The 20344-nt window shown below is 61.7% G+C and carries 16 protein-coding genes and 1 pseudogene; 5 read left to right on the top strand and 12 right to left on the bottom strand.

Features of this window, described 5'->3' with window-relative positions; translation table 11 throughout:
• Position 1 precedes the first annotated feature (1 nt).
• Positions 2-694: a GntR family transcriptional regulator gene (locus JQ553_RS14785; protein WP_212500685.1), complete on the top strand. Its 693-nt coding sequence runs from the start codon at positions 2-4 to the stop codon at positions 692-694.
• On the opposite strand, the gene JQ553_RS14780 is transcribed toward JQ553_RS14785, so the two are convergent.
• Positions 691-1515 (bottom strand): NAD(P)-dependent oxidoreductase, encoded by an 825-nt coding sequence (locus tag JQ553_RS14780; RefSeq protein WP_212500684.1) that lies wholly within the window; start codon positions 1513-1515, stop codon positions 691-693. The two genes, JQ553_RS14785 and JQ553_RS14780, sit on opposite strands and share 4 nt — an antisense overlap.
• Positions 1516-1628: 113 nt before the next feature.
• Here JQ553_RS14780 and JQ553_RS14775 point away from each other — a divergent pair, with 113 nt between their 5' ends.
• A complete protein-coding gene (locus JQ553_RS14775) occupies positions 1629-2591 on the top strand; it encodes an SMP-30/gluconolactonase/LRE family protein (protein WP_212500683.1) in 963 nt (320 codons plus the stop codon).
• A 27-nt stretch (positions 2592-2618) separates the two neighbouring features.
• Here JQ553_RS14775 and bla read toward each other — a convergent pair whose 3' ends face one another.
• The 3 genes from bla to JQ553_RS14760 form a co-directional block, all read right to left on the bottom strand.
• Entirely contained in the window at positions 2619-3509 is an 891-nt protein-coding gene (bla, locus tag JQ553_RS14770) for a subclass B3 metallo-beta-lactamase (protein ID WP_212500682.1), read from the bottom strand.
• A 175-nt stretch (positions 3510-3684) separates the two neighbouring features.
• Positions 3685-5115, bottom strand: coding sequence for an aldehyde dehydrogenase family protein (locus tag JQ553_RS14765; protein WP_212500681.1), 1431 nt, complete (start codon positions 5113-5115; stop codon positions 3685-3687).
• A 178-nt stretch (positions 5116-5293) separates the two neighbouring features.
• The gene (locus JQ553_RS14760) at positions 5294-7660 is read right to left on the bottom strand and encodes a transketolase (protein ID WP_212500680.1); all 2367 of its coding nucleotides are present in this window, start codon (positions 7658-7660) and stop codon (positions 5294-5296) included.
• 131 nt (positions 7661-7791) lie between these two features.
• On the opposite strand from JQ553_RS14760, the gene JQ553_RS14755 reads away from it, so the two are divergent.
• A complete protein-coding gene (locus tag JQ553_RS14755; RefSeq protein WP_212500679.1) occupies positions 7792-8253 on the top strand; it encodes an Lrp/AsnC family transcriptional regulator in 462 nt (153 codons plus the stop codon).
• 654 nt (positions 8254-8907) lie between these two features.
• Here JQ553_RS14755 and JQ553_RS14750 read toward each other — a convergent pair.
• The 8 genes from JQ553_RS14750 to JQ553_RS14715 form a co-directional block, all read right to left on the bottom strand.
• Positions 8908-11055: an adenylate/guanylate cyclase domain-containing protein gene (locus JQ553_RS14750; RefSeq protein ID WP_212500678.1), complete on the bottom strand. Its 2148-nt coding sequence runs from the start codon at positions 11053-11055 to the stop codon at positions 8908-8910.
• Between the two features lie 26 nt (positions 11056-11081).
• The gene (locus JQ553_RS14745; RefSeq protein ID WP_212500677.1) at positions 11082-11465 is read right to left on the bottom strand and encodes a Crp/Fnr family transcriptional regulator; all 384 of its coding nucleotides are present in this window, start codon (positions 11463-11465) and stop codon (positions 11082-11084) included.
• A gap of 326 nt (positions 11466-11791) precedes the next feature.
• Positions 11792-13120, bottom strand: coding sequence for a serine hydrolase (locus JQ553_RS14740; RefSeq protein ID WP_212500676.1), 1329 nt, complete (start codon positions 13118-13120; stop codon positions 11792-11794).
• Between the two features lie 713 nt (positions 13121-13833).
• On the bottom strand, positions 13834-14517 hold the full coding sequence (locus JQ553_RS14735) for a helix-turn-helix domain-containing protein (protein ID WP_212500675.1): 684 nt from the start codon (positions 14515-14517) through the stop codon (positions 13834-13836).
• 207 nt (positions 14518-14724) lie between these two features.
• Positions 14725-15015 (bottom strand): hypothetical protein, encoded by a 291-nt coding sequence (locus tag JQ553_RS14730; RefSeq protein WP_212500674.1) that lies wholly within the window; start codon positions 15013-15015, stop codon positions 14725-14727.
• Entirely contained in the window at positions 15012-15812 is an 801-nt protein-coding gene (locus JQ553_RS14725; RefSeq protein WP_212500673.1) for a DUF2092 domain-containing protein, read from the bottom strand. Before JQ553_RS14725 ends, JQ553_RS14730 begins: the two co-directional genes overlap by 4 nt.
• Before the next feature lie 101 nt (positions 15813-15913).
• Positions 15914-16798 (bottom strand): L,D-transpeptidase, encoded by an 885-nt coding sequence (locus JQ553_RS14720; RefSeq protein WP_212500672.1) that lies wholly within the window; start codon positions 16796-16798, stop codon positions 15914-15916.
• A 9-nt stretch (positions 16799-16807) separates the two neighbouring features.
• Positions 16808-17842, bottom strand: a complete 1035-nt coding sequence (locus JQ553_RS14715; RefSeq protein WP_409363063.1) for an amino acid ABC transporter substrate-binding protein — start codon at positions 17840-17842, stop codon at positions 16808-16810.
• A 160-nt stretch (positions 17843-18002) separates the two neighbouring features.
• Here JQ553_RS14715 and JQ553_RS14710 point away from each other — a divergent pair.
• Positions 18003-18116 (top strand): annotated as a pseudogene (locus JQ553_RS14710) (AraC family transcriptional regulator); the annotation flags it as partial.
• A 396-nt stretch (positions 18117-18512) separates the two neighbouring features.
• The gene (locus tag JQ553_RS14705; protein ID WP_212500671.1) at positions 18513-20285 is read left to right on the top strand and encodes an adenylate/guanylate cyclase domain-containing protein; all 1773 of its coding nucleotides are present in this window, start codon (positions 18513-18515) and stop codon (positions 20283-20285) included.
• Positions 20286-20344: the final 59 nt, after the last annotated feature.

Here is a 20344-nt window from a genome sequence, read left to right as displayed (position 1 = left end):
TATGAAAGCCCAGGCCGCATCACCGGATATCCAGGCCCCCTCGCGTGAGGAGGAACAAGCGGAAGTGATCCGCCGGCTGGAAGAGGACATCATCTTTGGCCGCTTCGCGCCGGGCCTGCGGCTGGTCGAGGACACGCTGATGCAGCGCTACGGCGCGAGCCGGCATTTCGTGCGCCAGGCCCTGTTCCAGCTCGAACGCCAGGGCATCGTGCTGCGCGAAAAGAATGTCGGCGCCACCGTGCGGTTCTACTCGGCCGAGGAGGTGCGGCAGATTTACGAGGTGCGGGAAATGCTGACGCGGCAGACGGCGCTGATGATCGGCCTGCCCGTGCCGGCGCACCTGATCGAACAACTGAGCGAGTTGCAGCGGCAATATTGCGCCAAGGCCGACGCGCAGGACATGCGCGGCATCCACGAAACCAACGATGCGTTCCATCTCGCGCTGTTCTCGGCCTGCGGCAACCCCTACCTGGTCCGCTCGCTGCAGGACTACATGAACCTGACGCTACCGATGCGCGCCAAAAACCTCGCCGACAGCGAGGGTCTCGCGCTCTCGCGACGACAGCATGAATTGATGATCGAACTCCTGAAAGGCCGCGACAACTGGGCACTGGCGCAGCTCTGCGTCGATCACATGCAGTACAGCAAGTCAGACTACCTCACCCGGATCGCCGGCAACGAGGCCAGACGCTAGCGTTTGCTCCAGTCGATGATCCCGCTCCTGTCCCCGTCGAACTCCATGCCGCAGAAAGTGCCGCCCTGGAAATAGTCGCCGACCGGATCCGGGGGCAGCTTGGCCTGCTCGACCATCGCGTGCTCGCGAAAATCCTCGGCCCGGCCGGTCGGGCGATAGCCCAGATCATAGGCGCGGTGATTGTCCCACCACGAGCGCTCATTATAGGAGGCGCCATAGAGGATTTCGAAGTGGATATCGGGATGCTCGAGCCCGATGCGGCAGAGCTGCACGAGGTCCTCGGGCTTGAGCCAGATCGAGAGCCTGCGGTGGTCCAGCGGCCTGTCCCCGAAATTGCCGATCCGGAGGCAGGTGACCTTGAGCCCGTGCTTGTCGGCATAGAGCGCGCCGAGCGCCTCGCCGAATACCTTGCTGACGCCATAGCGGCTGTCCGGCCGCGCGGTGACGTCGGTGCCGATGCGGTGATGGCGCGGATAGAAGCCGACGGCGTGGTTGGAGGATGCGAAGATCACTCGCTTGACACCCTTTTTCCGTGCGGCTTCGAAAAGATTATAGCAACCGATGATGTTGGATTGCAGGATGGAATCCCAGGGGCCTTCGACCGAGTAGCCACCGAAATGCAGGATACCGTCGACGCCATCGCAGATCGCCTCGACCTGCGCGAGGTCGGCAAGATCCGCCGCCTCGAATTTTTCACCCTTGCCGAGATCGGCCGGCGGCTTCAGATCGCTCAGCAGCAAATCTGGATAGATCGACGGCAACAGCCTACGCAAGCTCGTGCCGATTCCCCCCGACGCGCCGGTCATCAATATGCGTGGCATTGCGTCCCTCGCCCTTTCTGTTTCGCTGCGACCGAATTGCGGCCGCAGCCTGACAATGATAGCAAACCAGCCGCCAAGGAAACACCACCCAAACACAACAACGAGAACAGCAAATGTCCGATGCTCATTCCGCAGGCTGGCGCCCGGCGACTTATTATCCCGATCCGGCGATTCACGCACTCGATCCGCGCTTTGAAAAATACTGGCTGAAACTCTCCGCGGTTGAGCGGCTGGCCACCGGCCTGCGCTGGGCCGAGGGGCCGGTGTGGTTCGGCGACGGGCGCTATCTGCTCTGCAGCGACATCCCGAATCAGCGCATCATCAAGTGGGAAGAGGAGACCGGCGCGGTCAGCATTTTCCGCAAACCCTCCAATTTCGCCAACGGCAATACCCGCGACCGCCAGGGTCGGCTGATCACCTGCGAGCATGGCGGGCGCCGCGTCGTGCGCACCGAACACGACGGCTCGATCACCGTGCTGATCGAGTCCTTCGACGGCAAGCGGTTGAACTCGCCGAACGACGTCGTGGTGAAATCCGATGGCTCGATCTGGTTCACTGACCCGGTGTTCGGCCTGCTCGGCAACTACGAAGGCTATAAGTCCGAGTCCGAGATCGATGCCAATGTCTACCGCATCGACGGCGCGACCGGCAAAGCCACCATCGTCGCCGAGGGCGTGCTTGGGCCGAACGGGTTGTGCTTCTCGCCGGACGAGAAGATCCTTTACGTCGTGGAATCCCGCGGCGTGCCGAACCGCAAGATCCTCGCATACGATGTTTCGTCGGATGGCGCAAAAATCTCCAACAAGCGCGTGTTCATCGACGCCGGCCCCGGCACGCCGGACGGCATGCGCTGCGACATCGACGGTAATTTGTGGTGCGGCTGGGGCATGGGCGATCCCGAACTCGACGGCGTCGTCGTGTTCGCGCCCGACGGCGTCATGATCGGGCGTATCGCGCTGCCGGAGCGCTGCGCTAATCTCTGCTTCGGCGGCCTGAAGCGCAACCGCCTGTTCATGGCCGCGAGCCAGTCGATCTACGCGCTCTACGTCAATACGCAGGGTGCTCCCGGAGGATAGGCTCACGCTGCTCCCTCCCGCGCCGATCTAGCCTTTCTTCTCCTGTGCCGCGGCGGTCTGCTTGACCAGGGCCTCCTCGAACGCCTTCTGAAGCGTCGCGGCATAGGTGGTGAATTCGCCGGGATCGACGAACGGATTCGGCGCGCCGTCGGCGAGCTTCGCGCGCTTCTCCTTCATCTTGTACATTTCCGGGTGCGGCGCGAGCAGGACGTCGACCTTCATGTCCTTTGCCCGCGCGAACGTCTTTCTGTAGTCGTCGACGATCCCAGGATAGGTCGGGTTGCCGGCGAGGCGGTTCAGCGCCACCGTGCCGCTGCAAAAGATCAGAACCGAGCGCGTCGCATCGCCGTCCTTCACCGCAAACGCCCAGCTCGTGCAGCCCGGCGAGTGGCCGGGCGTTTCACGGGCGGTCAGCGTGACGTTGCCCACGGTGACTGTGTCGCCTTCGCGAACTGCGCGATCGACCTTCACGGGCGGAAACGCAAGCACCGTTTCTTCCCGCGCTCCCGGATAATAGCCGCCTTCAAGCAGCGGTTTGTCAGCTTCGCCTGCAACCACCTGTGCGCCGGTCGCCTGCTTCATCTCAGCCAGGCCGCCGGCGTGATCGATATGCGCGTGGGTGTTCAGTAGAAATTTGATGTCGGAGACCCTGAACCCCAGCTTCTCGATGTTCGCCCGGATCTGCGAGGTCGCTTCTGGCATCACGGTGTCGACCAGGACATGCCCTTGCGGCGAGGTGATCAGATAGGATGCGAGGCCTTCGGTGCCGACATAATAGACATTGTCGATCATCTTGAACGGCTCGGTGGGCTTGTCCCATGACGCCCTGAGGGTTGCGATCAGATCCTTGAGCGTCTGGGCCTGAACGGTGCCGGTGAGCGGAAGCAGCGCGACAAGTGCAATGAAAAGTTTCTTCACGTTCCGCCCCTTCGTTATTGTTTGTCACGTCTTGTTAGGTCGCCTCATGTCCTCTCGCGCGATTGCGGCTGAACATTGACGCGAGCTTCGGCCAACGGGTTCGCATCAATAGAGAATGCCGGCTTCATGCGAAGCCGGCATTCGTCTTCACAAGCGACGCGAGCGCCGCGTCAATTTACGCCGCGTTGTAGCCCGCGACCGCCTTGGCCTCGAGATATTCCTCCAGACCATAACGGCCCCATTCACGGCCATTGCCGGACTGCTTGTAGCCGCCGAACGGCGCCGAGCGCTCGTTCGGAACGCCCTGCAGATTGACGTTGCCGGCGCGGATCTGCCGGCCGACACGGCGCGCGGTTTCCACGGTGTCGGCCGAGACGTAACCGGCGAGACCATAGGGCGTGTCATTGGCGATCTTCACCGCCTCAGCCTCGTCCTTGGCGCCGAGAATGGTCAGCACCGGTCCGAAGATTTCCTCGCGAGCGATCGTCATGTCGTTGGTGACGTCGGCGAAGATCGTCGGACGGACATAGAAGCCCTTGTTGACGCCCTCGGGCAGGCCCGGGCCACCGGCGACGAGCGTTGCGCCCTCGTCGATGCCCTTCTGGATCAACGCCTGGATCTTGTCCCACTGGCCGCGGTTGACCACCGGGCCGATGGTGGTGTCGCCTGCGCGCGGATCGCCGGCCTTGGTCTTGTCGGCGACGCCCTTCGCAATCGCTGCCACTTCCTTCATCTTGGAGAGCGGCACGATCATGCGGGACGGCGCGTTGCAGGACTGGCCGGAGTTGTTGAACATGTGCATCACGCCGCCGGTCACCGCCTTGGTCAGGTCGGCGCCGTCGAGGATGACGTTCGGCGACTTGCCGCCGAGTTCCTGGCTGACACGCTTCACGGTCGGCGCGGCACGTTTAGCCACATCGACGCCGGCGCGGGTCGAGCCGGTGAACGAAATCATGTCGATGTCGGGATGCTCGCTCATCGCGGCGCCGACCTCCGGGCCGAGGCCGTTGAGCAGGTTGAACACGCCCTTCGGTACGCCCGCTTCATGAAGGATCTCGGCGAAGATCAACGCGGAGGTCGGGGTGAATTCCGAGGGCTTGAGGATCATGGTGCAACCGGCGGCGAGTGCAGGCGCGACCTTGCAGGCGATCTGGTTCAGCGGCCAGTTCCAGGGCGTGATCATGCCGACGACGCCGACCGGCTCGCGCACGATGACCGCCGAGCCCATGGTCTCCTCGAACTCGTACTTCTTCAGCACTTCGAGGGTGTTCATGAGATGACCGAGACCGGCGCCGGCCTGCAGCTTTTCCGCCATCGGTAGCGGCGCGCCCATCTCGTCGGAGACGGCGGCACCGATCTCCTTCATGCGGCCCTTGTAGATCTCGACGACCTTGGTGAGCAGCGCGACGCGCTCCTCGCGGCTCGTCTGGGAATAGGTCACAAACGCGCGCTTGGCGGCGGCGACCGCCTTGTCGACATCGGCCTTGGAGCCGAGCGCAACCTCATACATCGCTTCTTCGGTCGCCGGGTTGACGACGGGGGTGGACTTCTTGACGACCGGATCGACCCAGGCGCCATCGATGTAGAATTGCATGCGATTGACCATCGGAAACCTCTTGTGCGGGGCGTATGGAAAAGGGGAACGGAAGCGTTCGGCAGGCATCCTTGCACGAAAGCCCCGGGAATTGAACCCGCCATGTGCGGGGCGCCGCAACGCGCGCGACACCTGATATAAGGTCGGGAACGCACGGGTGGCAAGGCTTGCTGCCTTCGCCTCCGCGAGGTCACACCGCCATCTTGCGATGCCGAACCGGGGCCCCGACGGTCAGCCCCTCCGCCGCGTCGATAATGGCGTTGGCATCGATGCCGTAGTGGCGGTAGAGGTCGCCAATCGTGCCGGTCTGGCCGAAATGCTCCACCCCGAGCGCCTCAACGCGATGGCCGCGCACGCCGCCGAGCCAGCCGAGCGAGGCTGGATGGCCGTCGATCACGGTCACGATGCCGCAGTCCCGGCCGAGCGACGCCAGCAACTGCTCGATATGACTCAAATGCTGCACACCGCGCCGGTCGCGGCGCAAATTCCGTGCGGCGGACCACCCCGCATAGAGCCGGTCGGCTGAGGTGACCGCGAGCAGACCGACGTCGCGATGGCTCTCGCCAATCAGGCCAACGGCCTCGATCGCCTCCGGTGCGACCGTCCCGGTATAGGCAATCACGAGGTCGCAATTCGGCCCCGGCTTGCGCAGCCAGTACGCGCCCTCGGTGATGTCGCGCTGCAGGTCCAGCGTCATGATCCGCTGCGGCTGCTCGATCGTGCGGGTCGAAAGCCGCAGATAGACCGAGCCACCCTCGGCGCCCTCGCGCTGCATGTGCTGGAAGCCGAAGGCCATGATGACCGAAAGTTCGTCGACGAAGGCTGGCTCGAACGAGGCCAGCCCGTCCTGCCCGATCCCGATCAGCGGTGTCTTGATCGACTGATGCGCGCCGCCCTCCGGCGCCAGCGAAACGCCGGCCGGCGTCGCCGCCACCATAAAGCGCGCGTCCTGGTAGCAGGCATAGTTCAGCGCATCGAGGCCGCGTTCGATGAAGGGATCGTAGAGCGTGCCGACCGGCAGCAGCCGCTCGCCATTGATCTGGTGCGACAGGCCGAGCGCCGAGAGCATGATGAACAGGTTCATCTCGGCAATACCGAGTTCGATGTGCTGGCCCTTCGGCGAAAAATCCCAATTGTAGGTCGAGGGGATCTTCTCCTGCCGGAACAGGTCGTGATTTTCCGCCTTCGCAAACAGGCCGCGGCGGTTCACCCAGCCGCCGAGATTGGTCGACACCGTCACGTCAGGCGATGCGGTCACGATGCGCGAAGCCAGGGCGCTCTCGCCGCGCGCGAGTTCGTGGAGCACGAGGCCGAAACCCTGCTGCGTCGACATCTGCGCTGAAACCTTGAATGCAAGGCGCTCGGGCACCTCGATGGCGGGTGCCGACAGGCGGCGGCGGCCTTCGCGGTTGAAGGGCGCCTCGGCCAGGAAGGCCTCGAGCTTCGCTGTGTCCAGCGCCAGGCCCTCGAACCTGTCCCATTCATGGCCGGGGCGGATGTTCTGGCTCGCGCGCCACTTCTCCATCTGCGCCACCGTCATCAAGCCGGCATGGTTGTCCTTGTGACCCTGGAACGGCAGCCCGACACCCTTGATAGTGTAGGCGATGAAGCAGACCGGACGATCGTGATCGATGGATTCAAAGGCCTCGAGCATGCTCGCCATGTCATGGCCGCCGAGATTCGACATCAGCGCAAGCAATTCCTCGTCGCTGCGGCGATCGATCAATTGCGAGACCGGTCCCTGGTCGCCGATGTCGTCCTGCAGATGCTTTCGGAACGCCGCACCGCCCTGGAAGCAGAGCGCCGCATACATCTGGTTCGGACAATTGTCGATCCAGCGCCGCAACGCCTCGCCGCCCGGCTCGGCAAAGGCGTCCTGCATCAGCTTGCCGTATTTCACGATCACTACGTCCCAGCCAAAGTTGCGGAACATGGTCTCGAACTTGGCCCACAGCCCTTCGCGCACCACGGCATCGAGCGACTGCCTGTTGTAGTCGACCACCCACCAGGTGTTGCGCAGCCCGTGCTTCCAGCCCTCCAGCAGCGCCTCGAAAATATTGCCCTCGTCCATCTCGGCGTCGCCGACCAGCGCGATCATCCGGCCCTCGGGCCGGTCCTGCATCCAGCCATGCGCCTTGACATAGTCCTGCACCAGCGAGGCGAACAGCGTCTGCGCTACGCCGAGCCCGACCGAGCCGGTCGAGAAATCGACGTCGTCGGTATCCTTGGTGCGCGACGGATAGGATTGCGCGCCCTTGTAGCCGCGAAAGTTCTCCATCTTCTCGCGGGTCTGGTGTCCGAACAGATACTGGATCGCATGGAACACCGGGCTCGCATGCGGCTTCACCGCGACGCGGTCCTGCGGGCGCAGCACCGAGAAATAGAGCGCCGACATGATGTTGGCGAGCGAAGCGGACGAGGCCTGATGGCCGCCGACCTTCAGCCCATCCGTGTTCGGCCTGACATGGTTGGCGTGATGGATCGTCCACGACGACAGCCAGAGCACCTTGCGGGTCAAGGCGGACAGCGTTTCGAGGCGTTCGGGCGCGATTCCCATGGCAAAGCTCCAGAGCGATGTTGCCGATGATACCGCCGGCAAAGAGAGCTTAAATCTCAAATCCTCGCGACAGCACAGGCAAATTTGGGATAATTTGCCACGCCCTGCCCTCACTGAACGAGTTCATCCCAATGCCCACTCTGGATGCCATCGACCGCAAGATCCTCAGCCTGCTCCAGACCGACGGTCGCATGACCATGCAGGAGCTCGCCGACAAGGTCGGCCTATCAGTGTCGCCTTGCCACCGGCGAGTGAAACTCCTCGAAGAGCGCGGCGTGATCAGCCGCTACATCGCGACCGTCGATCAGAAATCGCTCGGGCTTCACGTCAGCGTGTTCATCTCGATCAAGCTCGCGCGGCAGAAGGAGGAAGACCTCAACCGCTTCGCCCGCGCGATCTCCAAATGGGACGAAGTGCTGGAGTGCTATCTGATGACGGGCAACCGCGACTACCTCCTGCGCGTCGTCGCCGCGGACCTCTCCTCCTATGAGGCGTTCCTGAAGAACAAGCTGACACGGCTCGACGGCATCGCCTCGATCGAGTCGAGTTTTGCATTGAGCCAGGTGAAGTACTCCACCGCGCTGCCGGTGTGATTTCTTCACCCTTCCCTTGGGGAGGATGGGACCCCGGCGCGTCGATTGATTGTCAAACAGTGGTGAGGATGTGTGTCCGCATTCTCGCGACATGAATTGTCCGAGTCTTGTGTGAACATCCCGCCCTTACTTCAAGGAGGGCGCAGGGAAAGCCGGGTGCCGATTGCACCCATGGGCCCGGTGCAACAAAAAGCACCGGGGTAGGACCACAGGTGTAACCGGAAACGACCCGGCTTTCCCTGCGCGATGGTTTTACGGCTTATACGTGCTCTCCTCGGTGAGACCGGGCTTTGTTGCCACCGTCATCCCTGCGAAGCGCGAGCTTCTCAAGAACCTAACACCAGCCACTGGGGCGTCAGGACCACACGACTTCGCCGTCCGCCTTGGCACGTTCGTCTCGTGTGCCGCTGCGTCCACCGCATCTCACCGCAACACCCGTGACGATCGCGAAGCGCCCCTCGATCGGGTGAGACGGGCGGATTCAACACCTGATTTGGGTCAAACCCGAAGCACTATATTTTTCATGCGCGAGCTTGCTGCGTCGGGCAAATCAGTGGTTCGCATTCGGCCGGACAACCGGCTCATGCCTAGAGTGCGATGATGATTTTCTTCCTCATTTCATCGCGCGCCGGTGTTCCGACGTAAGGGGCGGCTTCATTTCTGGCTGAAGTGGATGATGCCGTCCCAATTGTCGGGCGGAGGGTCCAGCACAAATCCGATCACCCGGGAAAGATAGATTCCGGCCACGACATCGTCGGGATGGCCGGCGGCAAACTCCTGCAGCGCATCGAGCGTGCGGAGCCAATCCCTGCTCGCATACACCTTGTAGACGCGATTCCAGTCCTCGACGAGCCGCGCCATTTCCGGCGTGGCGCGGCTCTCCTCAGGGCCTTCAATCATGCCGAGAAGCTCGAAGACATCCACCGGCTTTCCGGCCCCCTTGGGCTGGCTGCGGTCCACCCGCCGGAACAGGAACTGATCTGAACAGACGTCGGCGATGCCTCCGCTCGCAAGGATGCTGCTGCCATAATACTTGTTCAGCCCCTCCAGGCGGGACGCGATGTTCACGGTGTCGCCGATCGCCGTATAATCAATTCGGTCGGATGACCCGACATTGCCAAGGACCGCCTCGCCGACGTGAACCCCGAACCGTGTGTGCCACGGCACCAAACCTCGCTCGGCCCAGCGCTCGTTCAGGTGCCGCAACGCGACACGGCATTTCAGGGCCGTCGCACAGGCCACGTGTTCGTGTCGCGCGACCGGAAGCGGCGCATTCCAGAAGGCGAATATCGCGTCGCCGATGTATTTGTCGACCGTTCCGCTCTCCCTGATGATCAGGGATGCGAGCTCTTCAAAATATTCGGACAGGTTGATCATCAGCGTTTCAGGCGGCATGCCCCCGGCGATATCGGTGAAATCCCTGATGTCGCTGAATAGCATGCTGACGCGCCGCGTCACGCCGCCGACCTCGACTGTGCGCTCGCTTTGCAGGAGCTCCCTGACCAGCGCCTTTGGCACGAATTTGGAAACTTCCCGAATGGCTCCCTTCATGCCCGACATCGATCTGATCAGCGTGTTAACCTCATGCACTCGCGATTCCATTTTGATGGGATCTGCAAGCTGGAACGATTGGATCAGCTTCGCCTCTTGGGAAAGCCTGCTGAGCGGTTTGGAAATCGAATGCGCGAAGTAGATGATGGCCGGCAGGGCCAAGGCAAAGACCGACAGTGCGGCCAGAATGCTTCGTGCAGCGGCATGGGCCAGAGGTCCCATGAAATCCGAGAGAGGAGCCGCATAGAGCACGAAGAAGTTGCCTCCGTCCCTGGCGACTTGATGCAGGACCGTGGCGATATATTCCGAGCCACCAACATCGAGAATTGCCGATTGGTAGGCACCGTCGCGAGCGAAGACTTTCAACGCCTCCCGAACCACGGAGTCCGTGAGATCCGCGGTCGTTGCAAGTTCGACCGACTTGGCGTCGCCGTCGCCGGACGCCTTGAACATTCGATCAGGATCGAAGTGGGCCAGCAGACGGTTCTGGTCGTCAAAGGCCACAAAGCGCTGATTTTCATTCGACCTCACCGATCGGATATAGCTCATCAGCCGCTCGAGCGTGATGTCGACGCCGACCACGCCGCCCTCGAATGCCTTCGCCAGGGTCATTCCTAACTGCGAAGTGGCTGCGAAGACATACGGTGTGGTGCGAGTCACTTTCCCGGGTTGCGCACGCGCGTCGCGATACCAGTCGCGGCGACGGGGATCGTAGCTTGCGATCTCATCGCCGAGCATCCCTACCTGCCGGCCAGCGGCATCGAGAAATTTCCAGGTCCTTGCGCGAGCGCCGTTGTCGGCGCGGATTTCCTGAATCGCGAATCGCGTGGCCGGGGGGCCACCCAATTTTTCGACAAAGGACTTTTCGGTGTCCGCGATCGACAGGACGTGAAAGTAGTTCCCGTTCTCGTAGCCGACATACACGGCGGAGATCTGCGGATTGAGCGTCAGGCCGGACAGGATCGATTTCAGCACCGCGTCCTTGGGTCCGGTTGCCTGTCGAAAAACGGGATCGTCATGAAGTTGCTCGAGGATCAGGAAGGGCGACCCGAAAAATGCGACACGCCGTTCATTGATCCGGTCGATTCTCTCCTTGAAGGAATCGGCGGCAACTCTGATGGCATTCCTGCGGTTCTGAACGTAATCGGTGATCGTAACTCCCACCCCCACGAGCAGAGCGGCGGACAGAAACATTGTCAGGATTGTAGCGAACAGCGTGAAGCGCGGTTCGCGAGCCGGAGAGGAGTGCATGGTAAGCTACCGCCTCCGCGGTGGTCCTACTGCGCGGACAGCTCGATGATACGTTTTGATAGATAGTCGACCCAGTATCGGACGAACGGATCGGCCTCGTCCAGTTTCTGCTTGAGCTTGTCCTCACTCACCGTGAGCACCTCGCATCCCTGCTTGGTGAAAGCAGTAGCCCCGCGCCGCGCTCCAGCCATGAGCGCATGCACGCCGAACATCTGTCCGGGCTTCAACTCGGTCAAGGTGCGCTTTTTGTCGGCGGGCCCGGCGAGAAGCGTGACGTCGCCACGAAGCAGGATATAGGCGGCCGCTCCCATATCGCCTTCGGCGAAGATCGTCGCCCCTTCAGGAAACACCTTGCGATCGAAACCTTGCCATACGGCTTGAACGGAGGGGTTTTCCGGCTTGGAGATCATCGGGGGCGCCTCAATCGGCTCTCTGATTCATTCCGCGAAGAGCTGCACGACGACGGCGATCAGCGCCGTGCAATGCAGCTCGCCGGCAAGGCGCTCTCCCTCACGCCGGGATGCTGCACCAATGCCGCTCGTGGTCGCCTCGCGCCGGCCATGGCGTGGCCTTGGCCCCACGCGGAGACGGCTCTTCTTGAAGCCTGTTGGAGTGTCGAGGATAACTCAGGGCTGCGCGGAAGAGATGTGCAGTTTGTGCCAGGCCTTGCTCGACCCGGCTTCGCCCGCGCGCGCCGGCGCGTTCCAACTCTTGCTTGACGCGGTGCCGGTGCCCCTCACTTGGCGAAGGCTTGATAGACCATGTTTCGGATCAGCGAGCGGTAGTAGGCACTCCGGCCTATCGACACCTGCACCATCATGACGGCGATCAGCTTCTCGTTCGGATCGACCCAAAAGGTCGTCCCTGACGACCCGGTCCAGTAGAACTCTCCCGCCGAACCCGGCATCGGATTGCGACCGGCATCGGTGCGAACCGCGAAGCCGAGACCAAAGCCTTGCCCAAGAGCGGGGCTTGGAACGAGAGAACCGAACAACCCCTGTACAGCCTGGCTTATGGCCGTTCCAGGCGGCAAGTGATCCGTCGTCATGTACGCCACGGTCCGCGGAGAGAGAATGCGGGCGCCATCGAATTCCCCGCCGTTGAGAAGCATTTGACAGAAGCGCGCGTAATCCGCCGCGGTGGAGACCATGCCGCCTCCTCCGGACAGCCAACTGGCAGGCACGCTCAGGTCGCGCATGGGTGGCCGCTTGCCGGTCGCCGCGTCAACCTGCGGTTCGGCGACGCGGCCGATCTGCCCTTCGGTTATGTTGAAGCCGGTGTCCGGCATGCCGAGCGGCCTTGTTATGCGCTCGGCGATGAACCGATCCAGTTCCATACCCGACACGACCTCGACAACACGGCCGAGGACGTCCGTCGACGCACCGTATTCGAACGTCGTGCCCGGCTGATAAGCGAGCGGCAACTGCGATAGCTTGCTCACGACAGCCGCGAGGTTGTCGCCCGGCGCTCCGATGTTTGCGTTGCGATAGGCCTGCTTGACCAATGAATCGCCGAACTGTCCGTAGGTCAGTCCTGACGTATGGCGCAACAAGTCCTGGATCGTCATTTCGCGCTGCGCGGGCGCCAGCGCGAGCTCAGGCTTGCCGGTGTCCTGATTGACCTTCTCGACGCCGACTTTCACGTCCTTGAATTCGGGCAAAACCGACGACACCGGCGATATGAGCTGGAGCTTGCCCTCCTCGACCAGCATCATGGCCGCGACGGAGACAAGCGGTTTGGTCATGGAGGCGATCCGGAAGATTGCATCCGGCTTCATGACAACCTGCTTCTCGCGATCCTGATAGCCAAATGCGCGGGAATGAGCTACTTTGCCGTCGCGCACGATCAGAAGGACGGCGCCCGGTATTTTTCCGCTGTCCACTTCGGACTGGAAGACGGCATCGAGTATTTTCAGGCGCTGCGCCGATAGGCCTACCTCCTCCGCCAGTGATGCGGTTGGAAGCGACTCGGCAGCAGCAGAAAAAGCGATGCAGACGGCGACAATCGTTGCAGACAAAAGACCACGGAGCATCATCGGAAGCCCCCAATCGTCGGAAATGGCCACGTCACAAAGTGGTCGTGAACGTAGCTGCCCAGTGGATGGATTTCAAGTTGCAACGGGGACGATGGACATTGCTGCCGCCTTTCAGCTTCGAACGCGGGTGAGTACAGTCCTGGGAGTCATAGGCGTCCGCTATGGCGTAGTCGAGCGAAGTGGATGCCGGTTCGCATGAAGAAACGTGTCAAACAAGAATCTGGACTTCGGTCATGATCAATCGGAACCGATAAAGCTCTAGGAACTTTGATACTAAGCTGGGAGGTAAACCAGCAAAACCAGGGAGGTTAGTAATGAGAAGTGCAAAATTGCTAAATACTCTCGCGTTGATCGTTCTCGTGCTGGGTTGTGCTTTCAGCGCGGAGGCGGCGCCGAAGAAAGATGTCAATGCTATCCGAGCTGAATGCTTCAGGCAGGCGAACGCGGCCGCCGCGGCTGGCGCCGGAAGCATGACCAGCGGCGCCACAGCCGCGGCAAACGCGGCAGGTTATTCCGCTTACCGCGCTTGCGCGCAGAGGAACGGCATTCGACCGTAATCCCAACCCTACTCTCGTGACAGAATAAGCAGGCATGCGAAGACCGTCTTCCTGGCGGTCTTCGGTGTCGCGCAATACGAGCCTCGCCCATCATCGGTAGAGCTGCATGCATCGCGAGGCCACTGATGATTGCAGCTCAGGTTTCGATCAGTGGAAGCTTTGTCTTCCGACGGTACTCAGGCTTTCTCAGCTTGGCAGGTCGAAGCGTGCAAGCCGCCGCCGGTCGAGGAGCACGATTTCGCGTTGATTGTGGCCGATGAAGTCGAGGATGCGCGCCTCATGCAGTCGAGAGAGCGCACGCGACACGGTTTCGAGCCTCAAGCCAAGGTAATCGGCGATGTCAAGGCGGGACATTGGCAGGGCCATTACGCCAGCGGCGGACAGCCGTCCGTCCATTTCAAGCAAGAAGGCGGCCACCTTCTCCAGCGAGGTTTTTCGGCCCAGCAGCAGCATGTGATTTTCCGCGTGCTGAAGGTTGCTCGTCGTCATGCTGAGCAGGTTTCGCGAAACAATTGCGTCGGTCTCGGCCACTTGCTCAAGGCGTTGCCGTCTGATCAGGCGAACAGTGGTCTCGACGACCGCTTCAGCAGTAAATCGATGCGCCCCACAGTTCTCCAACCCAAAAATATCGCCGGCCAGGTGAAACGCACCGATCTGGCGCCGACCGTCGGAAAGCAGTTTGTAACTTCGCACCGCTCCGCATTTCACTTGATAGACGTACTCGGCAGGCTCTTTCTCGCCAAAGATTTCCGTCCCTTTTTTGTAAGTGAATTCACTTAGGCTGACGATTGAGTTTGAACCGCTTGTCATGCCCAGATCGCTGAGCGAATTGGGGCGAGGCGTCCTGTCCGTGGTGATGCGCACAAACATGAGTCGATTCCTCCGTCAATTGCGCGCATCTTGGCGCGTGGAGTGATCACTCCCAGCCCAAGCTTGCATTCAAAGGGAGGAGAACCTACTCAATGATTGGCCCCATGGTCATTGTACCAAGGGACAATGCGACAACTGCAAAGGGAGCGCGGGCTCAATGCCGCAGCACGCCCTTTGGTTTCAGCCTCGCGACCACAAGCAGCGATCTCAGCATCTGGTAACGACTTGGCCATAGGCGTTCGTCACTTGCACGCAGCCCGGCGTCGCCGCATAGGCGCCTGCTGCTGCCGCGGCCGCCGCAGTGCCATAGACCGCGCGACGCGTGGTCCGACGCGCGACGCCGGCATAGCTCATCGGCGTCAGCGGTCGCCCGACCCGTGCCTCCGAGGTGGAAATCAGCCCTTGTTCGACATCGCTCTTGCCGTTCCAAAGCAGAGCGCCCGAGAAGGCGGTGAAGGCGGTGAGAAGCAGAAACGTGTTGCGAAGCGAGATGGTCATTTCTTGGCTCCAGCGGTTGTGCCCGCAGGCACTTCGTCAAATTCGATCATGACGTCGGAGTCTAGGCCGACCTTCATTGCGCCCTCCGGTGGTTTGAAGGCAAAGGCGTCCGCGTCCGCGATCGGGTCGGTCTTCCAGTCCTTGATCCGCAGCGTGTATTGCGGCGCGCCAGCAATGGTCTTGCTGGTGATCACATATTTGCGCGGAATCGGCTGCGCGCCGGTCTGGATCCAGATCTGCCAGTCCGTGTCATGTCCGCGAAACGCAAGATGCTCGCACTCAACGCCATCGACCACGCCCTGCCCGATATGACGGCCCTCGATGACGTCGGACGTCAGCACGTCGAAGGAATTGGTGAGCAGCAGATCGGTACCCGGCATTGCTGCGCCCGTCTTCGCCTGAATGGCGTCGACCAGTTGATCGATCGTGCCGGGCGCTTCCGTCTGTACATAGGCCTTGGCGTTGTTGCCATAGAGCGAGACGAGCTTCCCGTCATACACCAGATCGACATCGGCATAGCCGCCGGTGCGCTTGACGCGCAGCTTGTCAGGTCGCGCCATTCTCAATTGACCGGAACTGGCGAACTGAATCTTTTGCAAATCGGGCGTGATGACCTCGACGTCGCTGTCGAACGTCGCCGTGATCGATTTCTGGGCAGCGGTATAGTCCGTCATTGCCTTCAGCAGGCTTGCGGAATCATCGGCGCGAGCGTCGCGGCTGTTCACTGCTGCAAGTATGGCAACCGACGCCGCCGCTGCCGTAATTCGGATCAATGCGCGAGGTTTTGCTCTATTCATGTCGATCCTCCATGGGCACGCGAGCAATCTAGATGCGCCACGTCATTGAGGCTTGACATGGATCAACATTCCCTGCCTGCGCGAACGGAGGATACCGACGGCTAGCTCACGAACACGACTCGCGTATCCAGGGAAACGCGTCGGTACAGATCCTCGACGTCATCGTTCACCAGGCGGATGCAGCCGGAGGCGACGAGATGGCCGATTGTTGTCGGCGAATTCGTGCCGTGTATAAGTAAGCCGGGCTTGTCGAGCAGCAGCGCGCGAGCGCCCAGCGGGCTGCCAGGGCGGCCGGTCGATGGAAGCAATGTGTCCGCGGCCGTCATGCTCACCCCGGGAGTCTTCCAGTCGGGCCACTCGAGCTTGTTGGTGATGCGGAAGAAGCTGCCGCCCTTCAGGCACTCCGGCGCGACCCCGATGCCGTAGCGACGCGCCGAATTGTTCGAATCGATCAGGTAGAGAAAGCGGTTTTCGCGATCGACCACGATCGATCCGGGGACAATGGTGGTACGATAAAACACCACCTGACGCTGATACGCGAAGGGCAATTTTTCGCCCGTAGAGCCGCCATCGACTCCGGGCTTCAGATCTGCCGCGACGGCGTCGTCTGGTCCGCGCGCTGCCTTTGACGCTGATGCCGACACGCGGCTGCCGGTGGGGCCCTTGCTTGCGACATATCCGTAAATCAGGCCAGACAGGGCGAGAATGGCAATCACCGCGGAAGCGGCGATGACCAGCGGCCTCCATTTTTTGTCCTCCGACAGGACGCGGTTAATGTCAGCCGCCGATTTGACGTCGGCGGCGGCGAACTCGTCCTCGATCCGCCGGACGGCGTCTTCGAGCGCGGCAGCGTGAGACGATGCGGCCTCGTGCGAAAGGGATGATCTCCTGATGAGATCGTAGGCGTCCCTGTAGATCTGGTCGCGCGCCACTGTATCCTTGCCTGCCACGGCCTTGGTCAACAGCGAGTAGTAGTCCACGTTCATGGGTCGCCCCTACCTGACAGGAGGCGCGTACTGGATCCCGCCTCGCGTCCACAGCGCGTTAAGTCCGCGCGGGATGCTCAGGCGCGACTGCGTTCCGACGTTTCTCTCATAGATTTCGCCGTAGTTGCCGACGGCCCGCACCGCGCGCGCGGCCCAATCCTTCTCGAGGCCCAGTTGCTGACCGAATTCACCTTCGGCTCCGGCCAGGCGCCGGATGTCGGGATTGGCGGATTTCGGCGCGTCGCCGATTGTCGCCGACTTGACGCCGAGTTCCTCGGCATTGATCAGCGAGTAGAGCGTCCATTTCACCAGATTGAACCACTGATCGTCGCCCTGTCGTACCGCCGGCCCTAGCGGCTCCTTGGAGATGACCTCCGGCAGGATGATATGGCTGTCAGGCGCCGCGAGCTTGAGACGCTCCGCATAGAGCTGGGAAACGTCGCTCGTCAGCACCTCGCACCTGCGTTCCTCATAAGCCTTGCGGCTCTCTTCAGCAGTGCCGAATGTCAGAACATTCAGCGGCATGTCGTGGGCTCCGAAGTAGTCCGCCAGATTGAGCTCACTGGTCGTTCCGGTCTGGGTGCACACCGTCTTTCCGCCAAGCTGCAGGGCCGTATCGATTCCCGCCTCCCGGCGCAGCAGAAAGCCTTGGCCGTCATAATAGGCGACGCCGGTAAACATCAGGCCAAGCGAGGTCTCTCGCGACATGGTCCAGGTCGAGTTGCGCGACAATACGTCGATCCTGCTTGATCGCAGCGCATCGAAGCGGGTCGAGGCGTCGAGCGGCAGGAATGTCACCTTGGAGGGATCGCCAAATATTGCGGCCGCGACTGCACGGCAGATATCGACATCAAGGCCGTTCCAGTTGCCTCCGTCGTCTTGGCTCGAAAAGCCCAGCAATCCCTGCCCGACGCCGCAATTGAGCGTGCCGCGCTCCTTGACGGCGTTCAGCGTCTGCGCGCGGACCGGCGGGCTGTCCACCGCGATCAAAACAAGCAGCATTGCCGCCATGAGGACGAAGGGGCGCCTTGTGCAATCTGGCATTCCGTTCTCGCATTCGGGTCGGCGCGGCCTGCCGGGCGCGTCATGTTGGCGACAGACGGATGACTATCCGCCACCCAGTGTTTGCCGCCTACAAGAGCAAGGCTTGATATAGATCAATCTCGCGCAGGACCCTTGAAGGGTGCGGCTTCTCATTTTTACAAATATTCACCAGCCTTTGAATGTCATTCAGCTCTACCTTCCGCACACCACGCTCGCGCGCATTGCAGGCGAAGCCGACTTGGCCGCTCCTGGCGATCTTCTGGAGCGAACTGCCGCCTCGCAGACCGCCTTCGCCGCGGGCTTCACTGCTCGAGCCGGTGTTGGCGGTTGACCGCCGAGACCCCGAGCGACTGGCGACGACGCTTTCGTTAACAGCAATCGCTCTGTATGTACGTCAATCGCTCTGGCGCGGCTGCAGGCCTGGTTCGCTAGATTATCGTGGTACCCACGCCAATAGCGGACGGAGACAAGCCATGGCCTGGATGAATTTCGGAAGCTCCCTTGCAATCACGCAGCGACCAGCAGCCGCAGGTCGCAGCGCGGCCAGCGAGAGCGCGTCGCCAATTCCGTTCGTGCCGGGTTGCGCTCCACGTGCATAGACCGTCCGCCGTCTTTTACCGATCGGGCGCAACCCTGAGCATTGGCTTATTCCAAGCCCTGAGGCATGGGCATGACTGAGTCGAGAAAGCTTGCTGTGATACTCGCCGCAGATGTCGTCGGGTTCAGTCGATTGACTGGCGCCGACGAGGAGCGAACCTTGGCACGGCTGCGCACACTGCGAAGCGACCTGATTGATCCGACGATCGCCGTCCACAGGGGCCGCGCCGTGAAGCGGACCGGCGATGGAGTCCTGGTGGAATTCCGGAGCGTCGTCGAAGCCGTTCGTTGCGGCATCGAGATTCAGAGCTCAATGATTGAGCGCAACGCCGGCGTGCCGCCGGAGCGGTGCATTGTATTTCGCATCGGCATTCATCTCGGTGATGTTGTCGAGGAAAGTGACGGCGACCTGATGGGGGACGGCGTCAATATCGCCGCACGCCTTGAGGGCGTTGCTCAACCCGGAGCCATATGTCTTTCGGAGGATGCCTACCGGCAGGTGAAATCGCGGCTCGATCTCGCAATCAGCGACCTTGGTGAGACCAAGCTCAAGAACATCGCCGAGCCGATGCGCATCTATTCGCTGCAGTTCGGAGGTGCCGCCGCGGCAAAGGGAATTGCCACACCGGCCACGCCCGGATTGTCACTGCCCGACAAGCCGTCGATTGCGGTCCTCCCGTTTCAGAACATGAGTGGTGATCCTGAACAGGAATACTTTGCCGACGGGATAGTCGAAGACATCATCACCGCATTGTCGCGATTTCGCCAGCTCTTCGTGATCGCCCGCAATTCGTCCTTTGTCTACAAAGGCGTGGCCGTTGACGTGAAACAGGTAGGCCGTGACCTCGGCGTGCGCTATGTTCTCGAAGGGAGCGTGCGCAAGGCGGCCAACCGGATTCGCATAACAGCGCAGCTCATCGATGCCCAGACCGGAGCACATCTCTGGGCAGAGCGTTTCGACGGCGGACTTAAAGATGTCTTCGATCTGCAGGACCAGGTCACGGCGCGCGTCGTAGGCGAGATCGCACCGAAGATTGAGCAAGCCGAGATCGAGCGCGCAAGGCGCAAGCCGACCGACAGCCTCGACGCCTACGATTACTACCTCCGCGGACGGGCGAACTTGAATCGGGGAACCAGGGATGCGACTGACGAGGCGCTGAGCCAATTCCATCAGGCGCTACAGGTTGATCCGGATTTCGCGTCAGCCCACGCAATGGCGGCGTGGTGCCATTTCTGGCGCAAGGTCAACGGTTGGATGACTGATCGAGCGCGGGAGATCGCCGAGGGAGCCCGATTGGCCCGTCGGGCCATCGAGCTGGGCGAAGACGATGCCGTCGCGCTTACGCGAAGCGGCCATGCGCTCGGCCACCTCGCTGGCGATCTCGACGGATGCATCGGCCTGACCGACAGGGCGCTCGTGCTCAATCCAAATCTCGCGTCTGGCTGGTTCCTCGGCGGCTTCCTGAGAGTTTGGAACGGCGAACCCGACGGCGCAACAGAGTACTTCGAGCGCGCGATGCGTTTGAGCCCTCTCGACCCCGAGATGTATCGAATGCAGGCGGGAATGGCGATGGCGCATCTATTTGCGGGACGTTTTGATACTGCGTCTTCGTTGGCGGAGAACGCATTCAGACGCTTGCCGAGCTTCCTGATGGTCGTCGGTATCCTCGCCGCGAGCCATGCGCTCGCAGGGCGCCAGGACAAGGCGCGGCGAGCGATGAATCATTTGCGCCAGCTCGACCCCACGCTGCGCCTTTGCAATCTTTCGGATTGGCTTCCCATCCGCCGGCCGAACGATCTCGCCTTGTTCGCCGATGGCCTGCAACAGGCGGGGCTACCCGACTGAGCGGCAGCTCTCTCACATCCGGGGCATGCACGGTCGCCATCACACGGATTGGAAATCAG

Source organism: Bradyrhizobium lablabi (assembly GCF_018131005.1).
GTDB lineage: Bacteria > Pseudomonadota > Alphaproteobacteria > Rhizobiales > Xanthobacteraceae > Bradyrhizobium > Bradyrhizobium lablabi_D.
This window is presented reverse-complemented; position numbering and strand designations above follow the sequence as displayed.